At 69.0% G+C, this 2,063-nt stretch carries 1 protein-coding gene and 1 pseudogene; one reads left to right on the top strand and one right to left on the bottom strand.

Annotation, left to right across the window (positions count from 1 at the left end):
- The first annotated feature begins 88 nt into the window (after window positions 1-88).
- Window positions 89-1,639 carry a signal recognition particle protein gene (gene ffh, locus GXP76_RS35295; RefSeq protein WP_242575700.1) on the top strand — a complete coding sequence of 517 codons (1,551 nt, stop codon included), beginning with the start codon at window positions 89-91 and terminating at the stop codon, window positions 1,637-1,639.
- A 64-nt stretch (window positions 1,640-1,703) separates the two neighbouring features.
- On the opposite strand, the pseudogene GXP76_RS35290 reads toward ffh, so the two are convergent.
- A pseudogene (locus GXP76_RS35290) lies at window positions 1,704-2,063 on the bottom strand (phosphopentomutase); the annotation flags it as partial.

The following is a 2,063-nucleotide window of genomic DNA, read 5'->3' as shown; positions in this document are numbered from 1 at the left end:
CACCGGGCAGGGCCCCTCGTATTTGCCCGGCCGGATACCCTGGAGAGCAATCCACTCTGACCCCGACCCCTGAGGACCTACGAGCGCCGTGTTCGATACCCTCTCCGATCGCCTCTCAGCGACTTTCAAAACCCTCCGCGGCAAGGGGCGACTGTCCGAGGCGGACATCGACGCCACCGCACGCGAGATCCGCATCGCGCTCCTCGAGGCGGACGTCGCGCTCCCCGTGGTCCGCGCCTTCACCGCGAAGGTCAAGGAGCGGTCACGCGGTGAAGAGGTCTCGCGGGCGCTCAATCCCAGCCAGCAGATCATCAAGATCGTCAATGAGGAGCTCGTAGGCATCCTCGGCGGCGAGACGCGGCGCCTGCGCTTCGCCAAGCAGCCGCCCACCGTGATCATGCTCGCCGGACTCCAGGGCGCGGGCAAGACGACCCTCGCGGGCAAGCTCGGCCTCTGGCTCAAGGGACAGGGGCACTCCCCGCTGCTGGTCGCCTGTGACCTCCAGCGCCCCAACGCCGTCAACCAGCTCTCCGTCGTCGCCGAACGCGCGGGCGTCTCGGTCTACGCCCCGGAGCCCGGCAACGGCGTGGGCGACCCGGTCAAGGTGGCCGAGGACTCGATCAAGTACGCCAAGGACCGGGTCCACGACGTCGTCATCGTCGACACCGCCGGCCGTCTCGGCATCGACGAGGAACTGATGAGGCAGGCCGCGGACATCCGCGACGCCGTCAACCCCGACGAGGTCCTGTTCGTCGTCGACGCGATGATCGGCCAGGACGCGGTCAACACCGCCGAGGCCTTCCGCGACGGCGTCGGCTTCGACGGTGTCGTGCTGTCCAAGCTCGACGGCGACGCCCGCGGCGGCGCCGCGCTGTCCATCGCGCACGTCACCGGCAAGCAGATCATGTTCGCCTCCAACGGCGAGAAGCTGGACGAGTTCGACGCGTTCCACCCGGACCGCATGGCGTCCCGCATCCTCGACATGGGCGACATGCTCAGTCTCATCGAGAAGGCCGAGCAGACCTTCAGCCAGGCCGAGGCCGAGAAGATGGCCCAGAAGCTGGCGAAGGGGCCCAAGGAGTTCACGCTCGACGACTTCCTGGCGCAGATGGAGCAGGTCCGGAAGATGGGCTCCATCTCCAAGCTGCTGGGGATGCTGCCCGGCATGGCGCAGATGAAGGACCAGATCAGCAACATCGACGAGCGCGACGTCGACCGCACCGCCGCGATCATCAAGTCCATGACGCCCGGCGAGCGCCACGAGCCGACCATCATCAACGGTTCACGCCGGGCGCGCATCGCCAAGGGTTCGGGCGTCGAGGTCAGCGCGGTGAAGAGCCTGGTGGAGCGTTTCTTCGAGGCCCGCAAGATGATGTCGAAGATGGCGCAGGGCGGTGGAATGCCGGGCATGCCGGGCGCTCCGGGCTCGGGCGGCGGGCCCGGCAGGCAGAAGAAGCAGCAGAAGCAGGCCAAGGGGAAGCGGCGCTCGGGCAACCCGATGAAGCGCAAGGCCGAGGAGCAGGCCGCCGCGGTACGGCGCGAGGAGGCGGCGCAGGCGGGCGGCGCCTTCGGTCTGCCGGCCGCCGAGGCGGACAAGAACTTCGAACTGCCCGACGAATTCAAGAAGTTCATGGGCTGAGACGGTCCGGCTGTGTGGATGAGGCGCGGTGACGTGCCTCATCCACGCGAGTACGGCGCGGTGCTCAGCGTGGCTGGCGAGGCGTGCGGCCTGCCGGTGGGCCGAGCAGTGTCTGTCCCGTCGTGAGGGCGCCCGTGTCCAGTCCCAGGGCGGCCGCGGCCGTCGCCCCCACGTCCGCCAAGGTGGCGGCGTCCGGGAGGAGTTCGATCCCCGCGGCGTCCGGGCGGTGGATCAGGACGGGGACGAACTCACGTGTGTGGTAGGCGTGCCCGATCGTCGGATCGTTGCCGTGGTCGGCCGTGACGATCAGACGGTCGCCGGGCGCCGTGAGCAGCCCCGTCAGCTCGGCGAGCCCTACGTCGACCTGCTCCAGGACGCTCCCGTAACGCCCCGTGTCCTGCTGATGACCCGCGAGATCCGTCTC

The organism is Streptomyces sp. NP-1717, from assembly GCF_022695985.1.
Taxonomy (GTDB): Bacteria; Actinomycetota; Actinomycetes; order Streptomycetales; family Streptomycetaceae; genus Streptomyces.
This window is presented reverse-complemented; position numbering and strand designations above follow the sequence as displayed.